13 protein-coding genes and 1 riboswitch are annotated in these 15,799 nt (G+C 59.5%); of the genes, 6 read left to right on the top strand and 7 right to left on the bottom strand.

All coding sequences use genetic code 11. The features are described 5' to 3' along the window. Positions 1 to 3: 3 nt before the first annotated feature. Together cysS and BLT89_RS06535 are read right to left on the bottom strand one after the other, a co-directional pair. A complete protein-coding gene (cysS, locus tag BLT89_RS06540) occupies positions 4 to 1,389 on the bottom strand; it encodes a cysteine--tRNA ligase (RefSeq protein WP_090193668.1) in 1,386 nt (461 codons plus the stop codon). Beyond that, entirely contained in the window at positions 1,389 to 3,059 is a 1,671-nt protein-coding gene (locus tag BLT89_RS06535) for a glutamine--tRNA ligase/YqeY domain fusion protein (protein ID WP_090193667.1), read from the bottom strand. Before BLT89_RS06535 ends, cysS begins: the two co-directional genes overlap by 1 nt. 180 nt (positions 3,060 to 3,239) lie before the next feature. Here BLT89_RS06535 and BLT89_RS06530 point away from each other — a divergent pair, with 180 nt between their 5' ends. Continuing rightward, a complete protein-coding gene (locus BLT89_RS06530) occupies positions 3,240 to 3,734 on the top strand; it encodes a peptidylprolyl isomerase (RefSeq protein WP_090193666.1) in 495 nt (164 codons plus the stop codon). A gap of 4 nt (positions 3,735 to 3,738) precedes the next feature. Then, positions 3,739 to 4,470: a UDP-2,3-diacylglucosamine diphosphatase gene (lpxH, locus tag BLT89_RS06525; RefSeq protein WP_090193665.1), complete on the top strand. Its 732-nt coding sequence runs from the start codon at positions 3,739 to 3,741 to the stop codon at positions 4,468 to 4,470. Positions 4,471 to 4,507: 37 nt separating this feature from the next. On the opposite strand, the gene miaE is transcribed toward lpxH, so the two are convergent. Next, positions 4,508 to 5,107 (bottom strand): tRNA-(ms[2]io[6]A)-hydroxylase, encoded by a 600-nt coding sequence (gene miaE, locus BLT89_RS06520; RefSeq protein ID WP_197673542.1) that lies wholly within the window; start codon positions 5,105 to 5,107, stop codon positions 4,508 to 4,510. Positions 5,108 to 5,564: 457 nt separating this feature from the next. Between miaE and BLT89_RS06515 the strand changes: the two genes are divergently transcribed. Beyond that, positions 5,565 to 5,885, top strand: coding sequence for a hypothetical protein (locus BLT89_RS06515; protein ID WP_090193663.1), 321 nt, complete (start codon positions 5,565 to 5,567; stop codon positions 5,883 to 5,885). Positions 5,886 to 5,957: 72 nt separating this feature from the next. On the opposite strand, the gene htpG is transcribed toward BLT89_RS06515, so the two are convergent. Both htpG and BLT89_RS06505 read right to left on the bottom strand, forming a co-directional pair. After that, the gene (htpG, locus tag BLT89_RS06510; protein ID WP_090193662.1) at positions 5,958 to 7,862 is read right to left on the bottom strand and encodes a molecular chaperone HtpG; all 1,905 of its coding nucleotides are present in this window, start codon (positions 7,860 to 7,862) and stop codon (positions 5,958 to 5,960) included. A 103-nt stretch (positions 7,863 to 7,965) separates the two neighbouring features. Then, a complete protein-coding gene (locus tag BLT89_RS06505) occupies positions 7,966 to 9,213 on the bottom strand; it encodes an MFS transporter (protein WP_090193661.1) in 1,248 nt (415 codons plus the stop codon). A 422-nt stretch (positions 9,214 to 9,635) separates the two neighbouring features. Between BLT89_RS06505 and BLT89_RS06500 the strand changes: the two genes are divergently transcribed. Then, entirely contained in the window at positions 9,636 to 10,022 is a 387-nt protein-coding gene (locus BLT89_RS06500) for a hypothetical protein (protein ID WP_090193660.1), read from the top strand. A gap of 240 nt (positions 10,023 to 10,262) precedes the next feature. Next, positions 10,263 to 11,954: an amidohydrolase gene (locus BLT89_RS06495; RefSeq protein ID WP_090193659.1), complete on the top strand. Its 1,692-nt coding sequence runs from the start codon at positions 10,263 to 10,265 to the stop codon at positions 11,952 to 11,954. On the opposite strand, the gene BLT89_RS06490 is transcribed toward BLT89_RS06495, so the two are convergent. After that, a complete protein-coding gene (locus tag BLT89_RS06490; protein ID WP_197673541.1) occupies positions 11,951 to 13,084 on the bottom strand; it encodes an alpha/beta hydrolase in 1,134 nt (377 codons plus the stop codon). The genes BLT89_RS06495 and BLT89_RS06490 overlap by 4 nt on opposite strands. A 102-nt stretch (positions 13,085 to 13,186) precedes the next feature. Beyond that, the gene (locus tag BLT89_RS06485; protein WP_157718810.1) at positions 13,187 to 14,809 is read right to left on the bottom strand and encodes a wax ester/triacylglycerol synthase family O-acyltransferase; all 1,623 of its coding nucleotides are present in this window, start codon (positions 14,807 to 14,809) and stop codon (positions 13,187 to 13,189) included. 214 nt (positions 14,810 to 15,023) lie between these two features. Between BLT89_RS06485 and BLT89_RS06480 the strand changes: the two genes are divergently transcribed. After that, positions 15,024 to 15,257: a DUF2970 domain-containing protein gene (locus BLT89_RS06480; protein WP_090193657.1), complete on the top strand. Its 234-nt coding sequence runs from the start codon at positions 15,024 to 15,026 to the stop codon at positions 15,255 to 15,257. Between the two features lie 366 nt (positions 15,258 to 15,623). Next, positions 15,624 to 15,737: riboswitch (guanidine-I (ykkC/yxkD leader) on the top strand. The last annotated feature ends 62 nt before the right edge of the window (positions 15,738 to 15,799 follow it).

The following is a 15,799-nucleotide window of genomic DNA, read 5'->3' as shown; positions in this document are numbered from 1 at the left end:
ATTTTATTGCGCCAGCCGCCAGCTGGTACCGCCCTTGCCATCTTCCAGCACTATGCCCATGGCCGTCAGCTGATCGCGGATGCGGTCAGACTCGGCCCAGTCCTTGTCTGCCCGCGCCTGCAGGCGGGCAGCTATCAGTGCTTCCACAGCATCCGCATCCACCCGCTCCCGGGCACCGGCCTGCAGAAAGTCATCCGGCTCAAGCTGCAGCACCCCCAGCACTTCGGCCAGGCTCTTCAGCCGCGCCGCCAGCCCGGCTGCTGCCGGCGCGTCGAGTTCACGCAAACGGTTGCTCTCGCGGGCCATCTCGAACAGCACGGCACAGGCTTCGGGTGTATTGAAATCATCATCCATGGCGGCATTGAAGCGCTCGACAAAGGCTTCACCACCGGCCGGCGCTACGGGCGGCAGACCTTTAAGGGCGTGGTAAAAGCGCTCCAGTGCACCGCGGGCTTCCTTCAGGCTGTCTTCCGAATAGTTGATCGGGCTGCGGTAATGGCTGGATACCAGCAGATAGCGCACCACTTCCGGATGGTACTTTTCCAGCACCTCGCGGATGGTGAAGAAGTTGCCCAGTGACTTGGACATCTTCTCGCCATCCACCCGCACCGCTCCGGCGTGCATCCAGGTCAGCGCATAGGGCTTGCCGTTGGCCGCTTCACTCTGGGCGATCTCGTTTTCGTGGTGCGGGAACACCAGGTCGGGGCCACCACCATGAATATCGAACGTCTCGCCCAGACAGCAGTTGGACATCACCGAACACTCGATGTGCCAGCCCGGCCGGCCTGCACCCCAGGGTGACTGCCAGCTCGGCTCGCCCGGTTTGACACCTTTCCACAGCACGAAGTCCAGCGGATCGTCCTTGGCTTCATCGACCTCGATACGCGCGCCCGACTGCAGGTCCTCGATCTTCTTGCGCGACAGCTTGCCGTAGCCGGCAAACTTGCCGACCCGGTAATACACGTCGCCATTGCCCGGTGCGTAGGCGTAGCCCTTGTCCATCAGGGTCTGGATCATCGTGTGCATGCCTGGCACATGCTCTGTGGCACGCGGCTCAAGATCCGGACGCAACACGTTCAGGCGCGCTTCGTCATCATGCATGGCGCTGATCATGCGCTGGGTCAGCGCCTCGAACGGTTCGCCGTTTTCCCGGGCACGACGAATGATCTTGTCGTCGATGTCGGTGATGTTGCGCACATAGGTCAGGTCGTAACCACTCTTGCGCAACCAGCGCGAAATCACGTCGAACGCCACCATTACCCGCGCATGGCCGATATGGCAGTAGTCGTAGACGGTCATGCCGCACACATACATGCGTACCTGGTTACCCACCAGCGGCTTGAATACGTCCTTGGCCTTGCTCAGCGTGCTGTAGATCGAAAGCGTCATTACTGCCCCCAGGAGTCCCGCAGTGTCACGGTGCGGTTGAAGACCGGCGCTCCGGGCTGGCTGTCCTTCAGGTCGGCACAGAAGTAACCCTCGCGCTCGAACTGAAAGCGCTCTTCCGGCTGCGCCAGTGCCAGCGACGGTTCGGCGCGGCAACCCTTGAGTACCACCAGCGACTGCGGATTGATGTTATCCAGGAAGCTGCCACCTTCCTCGTCGGCTTTTTCCGGACTTGCCGAACGGAACAGGCGATCGTAGAGGCGCACTTCGCACTCGACGCTTTCAGCCGCCGGCACCCAGTGAATCACCCCCTTGACCTTGCGCCCTTCAGGATTCTTGCCCAGGGTCAGCGGATCGTAGGAACAGCGCAATTCGATCACCTTGCCTGCGGCATCCTTGATCGCCTCGTCGGCACGGATCACGTAACTGCCGCGCAGGCGTACTTCACTGCCCGGCTCCAGGCGCTTGTAACCCTTGGGCGGGTTTTCTTCGTAATCGCCGGCATCGATATAGATCTCGCGGGAAAACGGCAACACCCGCACACCCATGTCTTCCTTCGGGTGACGCGGCAGTTCGAGGTTTTCCACCTGCCCTTGCGGATAGTTGGTAATCACCACCTTGAGTGGCTGCAGTACGCACATGGCCCGCGGTGCGCTGGCATCGAGGTCTTCACGGATGCTGAATTCGAGCATGCCGATATCCACTACACCACCGGCACGGTTGACGCCGATCATGTCGCAGAAATTGCGGATCGAACCCGGGGTGTAACCGCGACGACGGAAACCCACCAGCGTTGACATGCGCGGATCATCCCAACCCGCCACGTGCTTCTCGTCAACCAGCTGCTTGAGCTTGCGCTTGCTGGTCACCGTGTAGTTCAGGTTGAGCCGGGCAAATTCGTACTGGCGCGGCTGTGCCGGCACCGGCAACCTGGCGAGGAACCATTCGTACAACGGCCGGTGATCCTCGAACTCCAGGGTGCAGATCGAATGGGTGATGCCCTCGATGGCGTCTGACTGGCCGTGGGTGAAGTCATAGCTGGGGTAAATGCACCATTTATCTCCGGTCTGGTGGTGATGGGCATGGCGAATACGGTAGAGCACCGGGTCGCGCAGGTTCATGTTCGGCGCAGCCATGTCGATTCTGGCGCGCAGGGACATGGCTCCGTCGGCAAATTCGCCAGCCTTCATCCGCGCAAACAGCTCGAGATTCTCCTCGATACCGCGCTCACGCCCCGGGCTGTTGCGGCCGGGCTCGGTCAGATTGCCGCGGTACTCGCGCGCCTGCTCCGGCGACAGGTCGCAGACATAGGCATCACCGGCCTTGATCAGGAACACCGCCCAGTCGTGCAGCTGCTCGAAATAGCTGGAGGCATAGCGCTCCTGCCCGGCCCACTGGAAGCCCAGCCATTGCACATCGGCCTTGATCGCGTCGATGTACTCCTGGTCTTCCTTGGCCGGATTGGTGTCATCGAAGCGCAGGTTGCATTCGCCACCGAACTCTTTGGCCAGACCGAAGTTCAGGCAGATCGCCTTGGCATGGCCGATATGCAGATAGCCATTGGGCTCTGGCGGGAAGCGCGTGACGATTTTCGAGTGTTTGCCGCTGTCCAGATCGGACTGCACGATCGGACGGAGGAAGTTTGCAACAACGGGCGTTTCAGGCGTGCTCATGATGACCTTAGGCTTGGATGACAGCCGGCTCAGGGTAGGCCGGCCAAAACAAAGCGCTTATGATAGCGAACCCGTCCAAGCCCTGTCAGTCGCAAAGCAGCTGGCATAGCTGATTCATGACCATTTTCCTCGATCAGCCGGCCATACGGACACTTTCAGTCATCCAGGAGCGATTAATTCATGATCAAACTACATACCAACCACGGCGTGATTACCCTCGAACTGTTTGAAGAACAGGCTCCGCAAACGGCTGCCAACTTCAAGAAATACGTGAAGGAGGGTCACTACGACGGCACCATCTTCCACCGGGTGATCAGCAACTTCATGATCCAGGGCGGCGGTTTCAAACCTGGCATGCAGCAGAAAGAAGTTGGCACGCCGATCAAGAACGAAGCCAAGAAAGAACTTTCCAACAAGATCGGCACCGTTGCCATGGCGCGCACCAATGATCCGCACTCGGCAACCGCGCAGTTCTTCATCAACGTCAAGGACAATGATTTCCTCGATCACAGCTCGCCAACTCCGCAGGGCTGGGGTTATGCCGTGTTCGGTCAGGTGACTGACGGCATGGATGTGGTGGAAAAGATCAAGGGCGTGGCCACCGGCTCCCGTGGCGGCCATCAGGACGTGCCGCAGGAAGACGTGATCATCGAAAAGGCCGAGATCGTCGAGTAAGCCGATGACTGTACTGCTGATATCCGATCTGCATCTGCAAGAGGAACGTCCGGATGTGACCCGGACGTTTTTCGACTTCCTGCACAACCGCGCCCGCGGTGCCGAAGCGCTGTACATCCTCGGCGACTTCTTTGAAGTGTGGATCGGTGACGACGGCATGACGCCCTACCACGACGGCATAGCCAGCGCCCTGCGCCAGCTGGCCGACAGTGGTACGCGGATCTACCTGATGCACGGCAACCGCGATTTCATGATCGGCAAGGACTTCTGCCGCAAGGCCGGCTGCACCTTCCTGCCGGACCCGAGCCTGGTGCAACTGGGCGGCGAAACGGTATTGCTGATGCACGGCGACACCCTGTGTACCCGTGACGTGCAGTACCTGCGCAAACGCGCACGCATCCGCAGCCCGCTGGGATTGTTTATCCTGCGGCACATCATGCCGCTGTCCAAGCGTCAGGCTCTGGCGCGCAAGCTGCGCAACGAGAGCCTGGAAAGAACCGCAATGAAGGCCGCCGACATCATCGATGTCACCCCGGAAGAAATCCCGCGGATCATGCACAAGTACGGCGTGCAGACGCTGATCCACGGCCACACCCACCGCCCTGCGGTACACGAACTGCAAGTGGCGGGCAAACCGGCGCGGCGGATTGTCCTCGGCGACTGGGACAAGCAGGGCTGGGCCCTGCAGGTGGATGGCAACGACTTTGTGCAGGCGCCCTTCCCGATCAGCGCCTGACAGCCGGTAGAAAACTACCGGTCAAAAGCTGGCGGGGTCAGGCTGCTGCACCGCTGTGAAAACGAAATTCGCTGTCCGGCGTGAGAATCGCCTCGCGTTCTACTTGCGCAAAAAACGCCACCCGGTCGGCAATATCCACACCGGAAAATTTCTCGGCCATGGCCAGATAGTCCTGGTAATGCCGTGACTCGGACTTGAGCAACGAGCGGTAGAACTTGGCCAGCTCCTCATCCAGATACGGCGCCAGGCGGTAAAAGCGCTCACAGGAGCGCGCCTCGATATAAGCGCCCACCACCAGCGTATCGATCAGCTTGCCCGGCTCGCTGCTGCGTACATGGGCACGCAAACGCCCGGCATAGAGTGATGCACTCACCGGCCGGTAAGGAATGCCGCGCTTCTTCATGATTGCCGCAACCTGCTCGAAATGCCGCAATTCCTCGCGCGCCAGACGCGACAGCTTGTGCTGCAGGTCCGGCCGCTCGATGTAGCGGAACATCAGGTTCAGCGCGGTTGCGGCGGCCTTTTTCTCGCAATTGGCATGATCGATCAGCAACACATCCTGTTGCTGCAGGGCTTGCTCGATCCAGGCTTGCGGTGTCGGACAGAGCAGGAAGCTTTCAATTTCGGCTGGCAACATGATCGGCTGTTTTGCGGAATGGGCGCCCATTATAAATGGCAAGTCGGTATCTGGCTGATTTGAGTTAGTGCTAAAGCAGCTTTAGCCATTCCCAATCGGTCTAGCCCGGCAGTGAATCTTGCAGGATTCAACGGGTCCACTGTTAGCAGGCTCATTCATCGACAGCTGCACTGCTATAGCGGCTGAAGGCAGGTGAAATGGCACCCAACCGATTATCCACAAGCATCCGTTTGAACTGATCTGGCAATGACTTACCCCGACCTCCATTCTGTCGGCCCGGCGCTGCAGAGCAGTGTTTCAGGTCCGCAGCGCAAGCTGGTGTTACTGATCCGACGATAAGCGCTTCACCTCAGCGCTGCAGGCAACCCGGCGAGTCAAGCCAGTCAATCTGACCAGTACGACTGATTAATTTGCAGTAGTCAGTCTTGAACAGACTCAATTTGGCGAGGACCAAACAATGTACGCACCCAAAGAACTCCACATTCTGGCGAGCAGTGCCGGCCTGAATGACGAGACGGTTCACCAGTTCTGGCAGGAAGCACGCCAAGCCGCACTGGAACTGCTCGGCACAGACGATCACCCCAGGTATGACCATGAGACCCATGCGCACATGCTGTGGCTGATAGAAACCAAACTCTCGCAGGAAATACCTGCGAATTTGTTACCTTGGGTCAAATTCGACCTGCATGTAGCCGACATAGTCATAGAGGCCCGGCATGCGGCCAGGACTGTCGGTGATTACATCAAGGAGCATCTCCCCGGCAACCGTGCAGCCTGAGATATGCAATAAACAGCAGAATGAACAAGGGCCCGCAAACGGGCCCTTGTCTTTGTTGCACGCGCTCAGACCTCAGACAGACAGTTCGACCAGCAGCTTGTTCAGACGCCGGACGTAAGTGGCCGGATCCTTCAGGCTGTCGCCGGCAGCCAGCGCGGCCTGATCGAACAGAATGTGCGAGAGATCGACGAAACGCTCCTCGTCCGGCTCTGCATCGAGTTTCTCGATCAGCGGATGGGACGGATTGAACTCGAAGATCGGCTTGGACTCCGGCACTTTCTGTCCGCTGGCTTCGAGGATCTGCCGCATCTGCAAGCCAAGATCCTGCTCGCCAATGGCCAGAATCGCCGGCGAATCGGTCAGCCGATGGGATACCCGCACCTCGGCGACCTGCGCGCCCAGCGCACCCTTGAGGCGTTCGATCAAGCCTTCCTTGTCCTTGGCCACTGCTTCCTGGGCCTTCTTGTCCTCTTCCGAATCGAGCTTGCCCAGATCCAGATCACCCCGCGCCACATCGACGAACTGCTTGCCGTCGAAGTCGGTCAGGTAGCTCATCAGCCACTCGTCGATGCGGTCGGTGAGCAGCAACACCTCGATGCCTTTCTTGCGGAACACTTCCAGGTGCGGACTGCTCTTGACCTGGGCATGGGATTCGCCGGTGAGGAAGTAGACCTTGTCCTGACCTTCCTTCATGCGCCCCACATACTCGGCCAGGCTGACGGACTGTTCGCCGGAGTCGTCGGCAGTCGAAGCAAAACGCAACAGACCGGCAATCTTTTCCTTGTTGGCGAAGTCTTCCGCCGGGCCTTCCTTGAGCACCTGGCCAAAGGATTTCCAGAACGCCTGGTAGTCTTCCGGCTTGTCCTTGGCCAGTTTCTCCAGCATGTCCAGTACACGCTTGGTCAGTGCCGACTTCATCGAGTCGATCACCGGGTCCTTCTGCAGGATTTCGCGGGAGACGTTCAGCGACAGGTCATTGGAATCGACCACGCCCTTGATGAAGCGCAGGTACAGCGGCAGGAATTCGTCGGCCTGATCCATGATGAATACGCGCTGCACATAGAGCTTCAGGCCCTTGGGCGCTTCACGCTGGTACAGATCGAACGGTGCCTTGCCCGGCACATAGAGCAGCGAGGTGTACTCCAGCTTGCCCTCGACCTTGTTGTGGCTCCAGCTCAGCGGGTTCTCGAAGTCATGGGCGACATGCTTGTAGAACTCCTGATACTCCTCATCCTTGACCTCGCTGCGCGGCCGCGTCCACAGCGCACTGGCGCGGTTGACGGTTTCCCACTCGGGTTCGGCCGGCCGGTCTTTTTCCTCACCGTGGAATTCCTTCGGCAGTTCGATCGGCAAGGCGATGTGGTCGGAGTATTTCTTGACGATGTTGCGCAGACGCCAGCCATCGGCGAACTCTTCCTCGCCGGCTTTCAGGTGCAGAACGATACGCGTACCGCGCTCGGCCTTTTCGACGTTGGCCACCTCGAAATCACCCTCGCCCTTGCTCGACCAGTGCACGCCTTCGCTGGCGGCGTCGCCGGCACGGCGGCTGAACACGTCGACCTTGTCGGCCACGATGAAAGCCGAATAGAAGCCCACGCCGAACTGGCCGATCAGGTGCGAATCCTTCTTCTGGTCACCGCTCAGGTGCTTCATGAAGTCGGCAGTGCCGGACTTGGCAATGGTGCCCAGATGCGCGATGACCTCGGCGCGGTTCATGCCGATACCGTTATCTTCGAGCGTGACCGTTTTCGCATCCTTGTCGAAGGACAGGCGAATCTTCAGTTCGGCGCCACCTTCGAGCAGCTCGGGCTTGGCCAGCGCTTCGTAGCGCAGCTTGTCGGCGGCATCCGAGGCGTTGGAAATCAGTTCGCGAAGGAAGATTTCCTTGTTCGAATACATCGAATGGATCATGAGGTGCAGCAGCTGCTTTACCTCGGTCTGGAAGCCCAGGGTTTCTTTTTGAGTTTCCACACTCATCGTCAGTTAACTCCATCTGCAGGTAAAAGCCGCAACAGCGGCGGATGCTAAGCAGATGGGGGCTATGCCGGTAATTTCAAGTAGCCGGCCGGTTATCGGCAGCTCAGGGCTCGAGCAACTCGATATTCACCACTTCAGCCGCATGCAGGTTGAAGGTGGCTTCGCCGGCGCCACTGATCTGGCTACGAATGATCAGGTCACCTTCTTTGCTGATGCCGGCAAAGCGCCCTTGTGCAGTGACGCCGCCGTCCGTCTCCACCCGCATCATCAGGTGCTGGTAGTTATCCGGGTTGAGCAGAAGGCGCTGGAGGGAAAAACGCACCCGGCGGTCGAGCATATTGCGCGGTTCAGCCTGTTCCGGTGCATCCGGCTGTTCCAGCCTGGCGGGCTCGGCAACTTTCTGCGCCCTGGGTAACGCCGGATAACGGTCATTGGCTACCCGCCAGCCATGCCAGTCATCTTTTTCAAGCTCCAGGGGCAGCTGGACCTTTTGCCCATTGACCTGCGTAGCGACCTCCAGAGCCAGTTTCTTGCTGGGGAAGCGGATTGGCGGCAGTTCGCCCATTACGACATTGGTCGACCGGAAGCGTCGCTGCAGATAGTCCTCGATAACCCGGCCCAGGGTTTCCCGGGAGTCGTAGCCGGTATCCAGTTTGCCGTCCCGATAGCGCAAGCGGTCGGTATACAGCTCCAGTTCACCGCTCAGGGAGGTTTTGAAGCGCGCGGGCAACACCAGATGAAACTCGCCGGCCAGCTTGTTCGGGGCCACCGGCTGCAGATTCAGGCGCAGGCTGTAACCACGGGTAATGCGTCTGGCTTCGGGGAGATCCTGCTCGGGCAACAACCAGTTCAACTCGATGACAGGCACCCGCTGCCGGTCCTGCGGCAGGACGTCCAGCTTCAGTGCGCCAGCTGGCTGCGCAGGCAGGCGGATAGTCAATTCACGCCGCGCGTAAAAATCCTGGCCCTCGCGCAAGGTCAGTACGCCGTCAATCAATTCGGCAGTTTGCGGATTGAACGACTGACCATTCAATTCTCCGGCCAGACGGATCTGCGGATTGCCGCCAGCCGGCTCTGCGTGCATCCAGCGCAGGCTGAAGATATCGGAAACCCGCTCGGGACTGCTGGCGGCCATCTGCGCAAGGCCAACAATCATCGTCCCCAACGCCAGCCCGCCGAGAATCACCGGCGTGCGCGCCTTCGACCATTTGCGGAAGATAAACAACAGGGTTATCGGTGGAATCAGGCTGCCCCAGCCCCACAACAGGCTGGTATCGAAGGCACGCATCACCAGCCAGACAAAAGCGCTGAGAAAAAGTAGCAATCCGGCCAGTATCAGCAGTGCATCCATCAGTTGCTCTCTAAAGTCATTACGGTGGGACGGCCAGCGCTGCAATCAAGCAGCGAAAAAGCATGCAGGCTGTACTGCCTAACCGCCGGCGCTCTGGCTGCCGGCCCGGCGAGGCTGGCTCACTGCGCTGGTTGCTCATTATAAGCAGCTAAACAGCTCGCGCTTGGTCTTCACCCGACTGAAAGCGTGTAACGCATCGCCTTTGGCGCAATCTGTTGCGCCGAAGCAACCCGGTTGCAGACGCATTCTTGCAAGACACGCAGGCGTTTGGACACTGCCTGGCGATAGCCAAAGCGGCCACGCTGCATGCCGAAGCAGCAGCAACTTTACGTTTATTTACCACAGCCTAACCCGGGTTTACCTTGGCAAAACCTAGACTGAGTCCTGATCCAGCCCTGTCCACCACTGATTGAGGATTCCGCATGAAACACGCCAAACTGATCATCACCGCAATGCTTCTGGTCCTGGCGACCCCCGTCCTGGCAGCCCCGCCTCCGGGCAGTAGCGGTAATGCCGAACTCGATGCAGCACGCAAAGAGTGTGCAGAAAGTGCCGGCAAGGACAGTAACGGCCGCCCCGATCGCGCAGCCATGGATAGCTGCATGCTAGACAAAGGTTTTGCCAAGCCCGAAGGTCGCGGTCCGAACCGTGGCGGCCCGGAGGGAGCCAGTAGTGGTGATGCCGAACTCGACGCTGCACGCAAGGAATGTGCGGAAAATGCCGGCGAGGACAGCAACGGTCGCCCCGATCGCGCAGCCATGGATAGCTGCATGCAAGCCAAGGGCTATGCCAAGCCGGCAGGAAAATAGTACAGCCGCACCTTTAGCATCCACCCCGAAGCCGCTCACGCTGTTCTGTGAGCGGCTTCTTTCATTTCAATTCCCTCGCCAAACCGCTTCTGGCTTGCTGGTACGGGCAGCCCCTGGCTGGTAAAACACTTTCCTGGCAGTAATTGTGATCTGCGCGGCCAACATCCATAGCCCATCTCACGCAAACGCCATACCCGGAAGCTGATTCTGCCCTGACACCTGTAACAGGAAGCTGACTCGATGCAGCACAAACCCCTGAGGCTGGTCTGCCTGACCCTGATCACCCTGTTGCTCGGTGCCTGCCCGGCAGACAATGGCGCCGACCTGATCATCCATGGCGGCCCGATACTGACGGTCAACGCGACGGATCAGGTGGTTGAAGCCATTGCCGTGCGCGACGGGCTGATCCTGGCCGCCGGCAGCGTTGCCAAGATCATGCCGCTGAAAAGTCCATCGACGACCGTGATTGATTTGCACGGAAAAACCCTGATGCCGGGTTTTATTGCCGCCCACGAGCATCCCGCCCTGAGCGCGGTGTTCCAGGGTGCCATTGACCTGTCCGGATTTACCTACAAGAGTAATGACGAGGTCTGGGCAGCCCTGCGCCAGGCGGTGAGCGAGGCAGCCAAGGGCCAATGGATCTATGCCGGCGGGCTCGACCCGATTCTCACCAGCGATCTGACAGTACCGATGCGCCAGGCGCTGGATGAAATCGCCCCGGACAATCCGCTGGTTCTGGTATCCCAGACCATGCACTCCTACTGGGCCAACTCGCTGGCCTTTGCCGAAGCCGGCATCACCAGGGACACACCGGATCCGGGACCCGGCGCCTACTACGAACACGACCGCAACGGCGAGCTGAGCGGCTTCATCGCGGAAGGCCGGGCCGCCATGCCGCTGCTCAAGGAACTCAAGTCACCCTGGGGCCTGCTGGGTCGCTATGCCGACGTTCTCAACGGGTTGCAGGCCAACGGCTTCACTTCGGTCGCCTCACTGGGCTACAACGTACCGCCGCTGATGGCGCGCTTTGTCGCATCGAAGAACTTTCAGCCACGCATCCGCCAGTTTTTCTATCTGGTGGAAGATGAAGTTGGCTATTTGCCGGCCAAACCCGACACTGACAATGACTACTTCCGGATTCTCGGCATAAAGCTCTGGCATGACGGCTCGCCCTATACCGGCAGCATGTTCACCAGCTCGCCCTATCTGGACAGCCCGTTGGCGAAAACCCTGGGTATCCCGCCCGGCAGCCGCGGCGAGGCGATGCTCAGTGAGCAGGACTTGCAGTCGAAGATTCGCCAGTACACGGCCGATGGCTGGCAGGTGGCCATCCATAGCCAGGGTGATGCGTCGATGCGCGCCGTGGTACATGCGATTTCTGCCGCCGGGCCGCTAAGCGGCCAGTTACCGGTCCTGCGTATCGAGCACGCCGTCGAACTGCCGCTGGACCGGCTGCCGGCACTGGCCAGGCTGCAGGTGCCCGTCTCCTTTCATATCAACCACATCCTGTATTACGGCGATGCCCTGCAGAACTCGATTATCGGCAGACACATGGCACAACAGGTGCTGCCGGTCAGCAGCGCCTTGGCCAGCGGGTTGCGCCCTACCCTGCATGCCGACAGCCCGATGTTTCCGCCCGAGCCATTCAGCCTGATGCAGACCGCCATGACCCGCCAGACCAGTTCGGGCCAGCAACTCAATCCGCGTGAAGCCATCAACATCCAGCAGGCACTGCGCGCCATGACCATCAATGGCGCCTACCAGCTGCGCATCGAAGACCGCGCCGGCAGTCTGGAACCGGGAAAGTGGGCGGATCTGCTGGTCGTCGATCGCAACCCCTACGCAACACCTGCAGCTGAACTCGATCAGCTGCAGGTAGAGGCGGTGTATCTGGCCGGCAAGCAACAGTTCAGCCGCGCCGGAAACAACTAGTCCGCGGCCTTCGATTCGGTAACTGCGGGTGGATTTGGCTTGGCCGGCGGTAGCGACTGCTGCAGGAATCCATCGATTTCCTCGAAGGCCTGCCTGGCCTCGGTCAGCTCGGGATAGAACATCTGCCAGACATGCACCGCATGCCGCCAGGTCTGCAAGCGTACCGGCGAACCCGCTGCCAGCGCCTTGTTCAGGTAGCGCTGGGCATCATCCTGCAGCATTTCGTCTTCACTGCCCTGGATCAGCAGCGGTGGCAGATTGCCCAGGTAGCCATGCACCGGCGAAATATCCGGATTGCACGGGCGCATGCGGTTGATCAGCAAGCCAAGCCAGAGCAGTGCTGAATGGGGCATACGGACTACCACGCCGAACAGCGGACCGAGCATCGCATCGGTAGCCAGGTTGGTTTTCAGCGTCCTGCCGCTGAGGGTGCCATCGGTGGCCGGTGACATTGCCACTGCCGCATCGGCAGGCCTGAGGCCCTGGTCACGCGCCCAGGCGATGGTGGTCAGCGTCATGTTGCCGCCTGCCGAATCACCCGCCACCACCAATGCAGAAACCGGCTCCGGACCATCGGGGCCGTTGTCGAGTATCCAGCGATAGGCTGCGCGGCAATCTTCAATACCCGCTTTACGCTGGTTTTCCGGCATCAGCCGGTAATCGATGGCCAGCACCGCGCCGCCAGTCAACTCGGCAAACTTGTTGGTGATCACCCGGTGACTGCGCGGACTACCCATCATCCAGGCGCCGCCATGGATATACAGCGTACGCCGACTGCTGTCGGCACCGGGCGCCACCACCCACTCGGCCTTGACGCCACCGGCATCCACCGGAGTGAAGCTGGCGGTGAATTCATGGCCGTCACTCATGCTGTCCATGAAGCGCCGCAGGTGGCCCAGGTGCTGCGAAAACGGAATTTTCTTCAAGTCCGTGTCCAGGTCAGCCAGTCGCTTGAGCACCTGCCGATGCTCGGCATTCAGATAGTCGCCGGTAGAAAAGCTTTGCCGGCGAGCTTTGGCAGCCTGATCCGGGGCATCCAGTGCGCGCAGATCAGCACCTCCCAGATAGCGTGCAACGGCGAACCAGATAATCAGCAGGATGATAAGTGTCAGCAGAATGGATCCGATCAAGAGACAACCCTCGGTGTGTGGCCTGAGCCAGGTGGTTGGTGCCACGTTGTGCCGGGCCGGATGAACAGCATCCTTGCGGCATAACGGGGGCTCGGTGTCGACTTACTTGCTCTGGGTTACGGGCTTCTTCGCTGCAGCCGGTTTGCGCACTGCAGCCTTGGCCGCAGGTTTCGCTGTTGCTGTTTTCGTGGCAGCTGTTTTAGCCGTAGCGGGTTTCGCCGCAGCTGTTTTCTTCGCAGCGGCAACTCTGGCTGTCGGTTTACGCGTGCTTGCTGCCTTTGCCGCCGGTTTGGCCTTGGCTGGCGGGATCACTGGCAGGGCATCTGCAGCGGCCAACAACTCATCCCAGGCTTCCTGCATGCAGGCGATAAAGAACGCCGGATCCGGAACCATCTCGCGACAGGAAACCATACTCAGCCACATGACCCGGTTATAGCTGACCCCCGTAAGATTCAGCCCTGCACCATTGGTCGGGATACTCACCGGATACAGGCACATGGCCTTGGCCCCGGCCAGATACATAGCTACATCCGGCCCGCGCACGTTGGACACGGTCATGTTGAGCGATTGCAGGAGCATTTTTCTCGTCAGGAAATCGCCGACAAAACTGGGAACGGTATCCAGCAGCTTGCTGAACAGATCCAGACCGAGCTTTTCCGCCTGGAACTTGCCCGCCTTGGCTGCGTGGTGGGCCGCCTGCAGGCGCTCCAGCGGGTCCTCGATATCCGAGCAGACCCGTACAGTTGCCGCGCCAATAGAGTTGCCGCCGGCCGAGGCATCCGTGCGTAGTGTCATCGGCATCAGCGCCAGCAATGACTCTTCGGGCAATTCTTTCTTGGCCTTCAGATACTTGCGTACGGCACCGCCAGCAACAGCTAGAAAGATGTCGTTGAGAGTGGCGCCAGGAACCTTTTCACGCACGCGCTTGATTCGCGACAACGGCATACCGAAGCCGTCGAAAACCCGGTGTGCGGACACCTCGGTATCGAACCGTGTAGGAGGTGCTTTGGGGAAGCTGAGCTGCTCGTCCGGATTGCTGCTGCCTTTTTGCGACATCAATTGCTCGCTGCCAATCTCGACAACCTTGCTTGCCAGTCGGGCCGACAGCTTGCCGGCTTGCAGAACCCGGCTGATACCGTTGGACACTGCCCGCGAAACAAACTCGACCGAAGACGGATCCCGATCGACGTAGACGGTTCTCTGCTCCGAACTGGGCGCAGCCGTGGTCGGCGACAGGGAAAGCAGCTGGCTGGCCAGATGCAGGCCGGCCATGCCGTCAACCGAGGCATGGTGAAACTTCATGAACATGGCAAAGGAGCCCTTGGGCAGCTTCGGGATATTGTCCAGGCCTTCGATGATATAGGCCTCCCACAACGGACGACTGCGATCCAGTGGCCGCGAATGCAGGCGGGCCACCTGGATCATCAACTGGCGCCAGTCACCCGGCTCGGGCAATGCAATGTGGCGAATGTGGTATTCGACATCGATATCCTTGTCAGCTACCCAGTACGGCCGGTCAATCCCGAAAGGTGCATTGGCCAGGCGCTGGCGGAAAATCGGATGCAGGTACATGCGGTCATCGAAGTGCTTGAGAATGTCCTTGAAGCGCACCCTTCCCTCTGGTGCAGTGCTGACGTCAAAAATCATCAGACTGGCAACATGGTTGAAGACGTTCTTCTGCTCCTGAAACAGGAAAATATTGTCGCTGCCGCTGAGTTGCTTCATGGTCGTACCCTGACTTGTTGTTATGGAAGGCAGTTGCCCCATTGATCTTAGCTGTATATGCGAAACCAGTGCTAGCGGATTGCCAGCCAGACAGACTGGCACCGGCATTTGAAACTGAAGCCAGAAGCGAAACTGCCTGAGCGATTGATACGTAACCGCTCCCATGGCCTAAGCTGAAAGTTCTCTTCAAGCATCGACGGAGCAAGCAGCGCTTATGAGCGAAGAACAGAAAGAACCGGCACCAGCGGACAAAGAGCTTGGGCTCAAGGAAATGGCGCAAAGCGTTGCAGCTGCCGCATTCGGTGTGCAGAGCGGCAAGAATCGCGAACGTGATTTCAGCAAGGGCAAACCCAGCCATTTCATCTTCCTCGGCCTGGCGTTTACCCTGGTGTTTATTCTGGTGATTTTTGGCGTGGTCAAACTGGTTCTGCATCTGGCTGGTGTGTGAAACGGCTTTCGGCATTTGCACACCCTGTGCTGTGCCACTAGCCCCAGCAGACCGCCTCCGGGCGGTCTGCTGCATTTGGCCCCGGTATGGCGCCACAAAAGTGCTGGCTGCCCTCGCCGGCACCAATCTGGTGCAAACATTCACCACTGCCCGGCCACCCGACATGCACGCCCGATCCTTGCAGTGCCTGTTCTGCCGCACCTGAATCACCGGAGAACCCCGGGCTTGCAGGCCGCTGCGGAGTTTGCACCGCCCGGCCGAAACCGACAAAACATGAAAACATCGACCAAACGGTAAAGCTGGCACGCTCTTCGCTATACCAAGGGTATGCAGGAGCAACCCTTCGGGGCTGCGGCACAACAATTTGCAATAGCTGACTAGGGTTCCGGCTCGCCTATCTCCAACAGGATGCGCGAGTGACTGGTCCGAGAGTTGGCGACCTCCTTCGAGGTTACACGGCGGGATAAAAGCCCGGGAGAACACACCTTGATATCCAGGGTGATGCCGCTCCGCTCCTGCCCGTATTCATCGAACCGGAGGAA

This window comes from Pseudomonas pohangensis, assembly GCF_900105995.1.
Classification (GTDB): Bacteria; Pseudomonadota; Gammaproteobacteria; order Pseudomonadales; family Pseudomonadaceae; genus Aquipseudomonas; species Aquipseudomonas pohangensis.
This window is presented reverse-complemented; position numbering and strand designations above follow the sequence as displayed.

Excerpts from the sequence above, each read along its gene's own strand:
- cysS (WP_090193668.1), bottom strand. The coding sequence starts at position 1,389 with ATGACGCTTTCGATCTACAGCACGCTGAGCAAGGCCAAGGACGTATTC.
- BLT89_RS06535 (WP_090193667.1), bottom strand. The coding sequence starts at position 3,059 with ATGAGCACGCCTGAAACGCCCGTTGTTGCAAACTTCCTCCGTCCGATC.
- BLT89_RS06530 (WP_090193666.1), top strand. The coding sequence starts at position 3,240 with ATGATCAAACTACATACCAACCACGGCGTGATTACCCTCGAACTGTTT.
- lpxH (WP_090193665.1), top strand. The coding sequence starts at position 3,739 with ATGACTGTACTGCTGATATCCGATCTGCATCTGCAAGAGGAACGTCCG.
- miaE (WP_197673542.1), bottom strand. The coding sequence starts at position 5,107 with ATGTTGCCAGCCGAAATTGAAAGCTTCCTGCTCTGTCCGACACCGCAA.
- BLT89_RS06515 (WP_090193663.1), top strand. The coding sequence starts at position 5,565 with ATGTACGCACCCAAAGAACTCCACATTCTGGCGAGCAGTGCCGGCCTG.
- htpG (WP_090193662.1), bottom strand. The coding sequence starts at position 7,862 with ATGAGTGTGGAAACTCAAAAAGAAACCCTGGGCTTCCAGACCGAGGTA.
- BLT89_RS06505 (WP_090193661.1), bottom strand. The coding sequence starts at position 9,213 with ATGGATGCACTGCTGATACTGGCCGGATTGCTACTTTTTCTCAGCGCT.
- BLT89_RS06500 (WP_090193660.1), top strand. The coding sequence starts at position 9,636 with ATGAAACACGCCAAACTGATCATCACCGCAATGCTTCTGGTCCTGGCG.
- BLT89_RS06495 (WP_090193659.1), top strand. The coding sequence starts at position 10,263 with ATGCAGCACAAACCCCTGAGGCTGGTCTGCCTGACCCTGATCACCCTG.
- BLT89_RS06485 (WP_157718810.1), bottom strand. The coding sequence starts at position 14,809 with ATGAAGCAACTCAGCGGCAGCGACAATATTTTCCTGTTTCAGGAGCAG.
- BLT89_RS06480 (WP_090193657.1), top strand. The coding sequence starts at position 15,024 with ATGAGCGAAGAACAGAAAGAACCGGCACCAGCGGACAAAGAGCTTGGG.